Annotated in this window: 3 protein-coding genes, 1 tRNA gene and 1 pseudogene; 2 read left to right on the forward strand and 3 right to left on the reverse strand. The window is 65.8% G+C overall.

The genetic code is table 11. The features are described 5' to 3' along the window. Both EJC49_RS25845 and EJC49_RS23660 read right to left on the reverse strand, forming a co-directional pair. A partial coding sequence (locus EJC49_RS25845) for a hypothetical protein (protein WP_210211858.1) occupies positions 1 to 355 on the reverse strand: 355 nt, incomplete at its 3' end. Between the two features lie 423 nt (positions 356 to 778). Then, a tRNA-Ile gene (locus EJC49_RS23660) sits at positions 779 to 854 on the reverse strand. A 137-nt stretch (positions 855 to 991) separates the two neighbouring features. On the opposite strand from EJC49_RS23660, the gene EJC49_RS23665 reads away from it, so the two are divergent. After that, a complete protein-coding gene (locus tag EJC49_RS23665; protein ID WP_126702397.1) occupies positions 992 to 1,711 on the forward strand; it encodes an SIMPL domain-containing protein in 720 nt (239 codons plus the stop codon). Positions 1,712 to 1,739: 28 nt separating this feature from the next. Here the strand turns inward: EJC49_RS23665 and EJC49_RS23670 are convergent, their stop codons facing one another. Next, positions 1,740 to 2,186 carry a YcgN family cysteine cluster protein gene (locus tag EJC49_RS23670; RefSeq protein WP_126702398.1) on the reverse strand — a complete coding sequence of 149 codons (447 nt, stop codon included), beginning with the start codon at positions 2,184 to 2,186 and terminating at the stop codon, positions 1,740 to 1,742. Between the two features lie 155 nt (positions 2,187 to 2,341). Here EJC49_RS23670 and EJC49_RS23675 point away from each other — a divergent pair. Then, a pseudogene (locus EJC49_RS23675) lies at positions 2,342 to 2,797 on the forward strand (hypothetical protein); the annotation flags it as partial.

A 2,797-nucleotide genomic window follows, 5' to 3' on the forward strand; every position in this document is an offset into this window, starting at 1 on the left:
CGCCACCGCCGCCACCGCCGCCGCCGCCGCCACCGCCGCCGTTGCCGCCACCACCGCCGTTGCCGCCACCGCCGTTGCCGCCACCACCGCTAAAAGATGCTTCGGATGCGCCTGCATCCCTGCTGTCCGTGGTTGTGGACGCGATCGTGCGACAGGCATTGCGCGCCCGGCGATAGACCCGAAGGTATTCTTCAAACGCTTCGATCGTACCGCGCGCCAGAACTTTCTCGCATTCCCGATCGGCGCGCGCTTTCCAGTCCGGGCTTGCGAACAACTGACTTGAGGCGCTGTTCACCGAAAATCCAATTGCCGATGCAGCGATCAATGTTGTCAGGACACTCTTGTACTTGAACATGAGATACACCTCAGGGTAGAAAACTGAATGCCCGTACCCTTCCCGAGCGCCTTAATAAATAATTAACTATTCACTTCTTGCAAGCTATTCCCCCTTCAGAATTCCCGGATTCCGTTCTTTTAGTTAATTTAACCAATGATCACCGCTATATTTACCTTGGCTTTTTCCAGGGTTTTGGCGAGCTGGAAACCCGTCGCCGGCATCCCCGATCGCGAGTATTCCCGGTGGTTTTGCTGCCGCGGCCAAGTCATTTCCATGGTTCAAGCCGCACCCCGAACAGCGGTGCGGAGGTCAGGCGCAGGAGGCAGGATCGACGGATGTTTTTGGGCGCGTAATCGGGAGGAGCCAGGCGCAACGTGGACGCGCGTTCGGGCAGCCCAGCGGCCATTACGGCGGCAGGTCACATCAGCAATGTGGAGAGCATGGTGGGCCCGGCAGGACTCGAACCTGCAACCAAGCGGTTATGAGCCGCCGGCTCTAACCATTGAGCTACAGGCCCCACGCCGCCTGCAATAGTGGCTTTCGCGGCGCCAGACAAGCAGTGTGCCGCAATCCATACACAATCGCGGCCTAGCGCTTGGCAAGGAGACGAGGCTTGCCGCTTCGTCCCGAGAGCAACCAATCAGAGAGACCTCCATGTCGCGCGCCCTTCCCTTTCTCGCCGCCTCCATTCTCGCGGTCGCGTTGCTTCCCGCCGCCGCCCAGGGCCTGCCCGAGCAGAAGCCGCGGATTTCCGTCACCGGCGAAGGCGAGGAGTCGCTGCGGCCCGACATGGCGCTGCTGTCGTTCTCGGTCATGCGCCAGGCCGAGACGGCGCGAGAGGCGCTGAGCGCCAACAACGAGGCGATGGCGCAGGTGATCGCCGCGCTCAAGGCGGACGGCGTCGATGACCGCGACCTCCAGACCGCCGGCATCCAGATCAACCCACGCTACGACTATCCGACCGGCCCCGACGGCAGGCAGCGCCAGGAACTGACCGGCTACGAGGTGTCGAACACGCTGACGGTGCGCGTGCGCGACGTGCAGAAGACCGGCGCCATCCTCGACAAGGTGGTGTCGCTCGGCGTCAACCAGGGTGGCGGCATCTCCTTCACCAACACCGATCCGGCGGCGGCCATCGAGGCGGCACGGCGCGAGGCCGTGGAGAACGCGATCGCCAAGGCCCGCACACTGGCGCAGGCTGCCGGCGTGGAGCTCGGTCCCATCATGGAGATTTTCGAGATGACGTCGCGGCCGCACCCGATGCCCCAGATGGCCATGAAGGTGCGAGCGGAAGCGGCCGATACGGTTCCGGTCGAAGCGGGCGAGAACAGCTATCGCGTCGAGGTGACGATGAGCTTCGCCATCGCGCAGTGACGCAGGCGGGCCGGGAGGCGGATCGGTGTCACAGTTCCGCGTCGAGGATGTGGTCGAGATACTCGTCCACATCCGTCAGGTCCTCCTCGGACGCGGTGACGCGGCCGCGGACCGAGATGCCAGCGGCGTGGACGGTCTCGCGGCTGCCGGATACAAGCGGATGCCAGTCGGCGAGGTCCCTGCCCTCGGCGACCAGCCTGTAGCCGCAGGTCGACGGCAGCCAGGCGATGGTGCGCACGTTGGCCGGCGTCAGCTTGACGCAATCGGACACCTTGGCCAGGCGGTTGGCGTAGTCGCTGCAGGCGCAGAGCCGGGCGTCGAAAAGGCGGCAGCCGACGCTCGTCCAGTGGATATCGCCGGTGTCCTCGTCCTCCAGCTTGGCGAGACAGCATTTTCCGCAGCCGTCGCACAGGGATTCCCACTGGGCCTCGGTCATGGCCTCCAGCGGCGTGGTCTTCCAGAACGGCTTTTCCATGCCGTGCATCTCGCGCCCGGCGCGACCGCCGTCAAGCGTGCGGCGGCGTTTTTCCTAGCCCCTGACCGCGCGTACAGCGCGGTTGGGCGGAACCAACCCGTCCTTCGATGGTTCTTGTCGTCGAAGGGTCAATTTTCGACCGGAGAAGGCATTTCATGAAAAATCCCGTCAACATCCTTGCCGGCACGGCGCTCGGCTTGCTGATGGCGTCGTCGCCGTCGTTCGCGGAGGCGCCCGCGCCTGCGCCTCTGCTGTTTGCCCAGGCCGACGACGCCGAGGCGCGCGAGCGGCTGGAGGAGGAAGAAGCTGCAAGACAGGCCGCCGAAGAGGCCGAGGCTGCCGAGGAAGAAGAGGCTCCTCCTGCGGTGGAACCGCCGGCCGCTGCCGAACAGGCTCCCGAGGCCGAAGCCCCCGAACCCGAGCCTGAGCCGGAGGCTGCAGAGCCGGCGCAGACCCCCGAACCCGCTCCGGCCGAGCGTTCGGCGCCCGCCCCGGAAACTGCACCGCAGGATCCCGAGCCGGAGACGGCCCCCGTGCCGGAAGCTGCGCCGAGCGGCGAGCGTGCGCCCGCCGAGGAGCAGGCGCCAGCCGGCGAAGCGCCGCGCGCAACC

It is taken from the genome of Aquibium carbonis (assembly GCF_003970795.1).
GTDB lineage: Bacteria > Pseudomonadota > Alphaproteobacteria > Rhizobiales > Rhizobiaceae > Aquibium > Aquibium carbonis.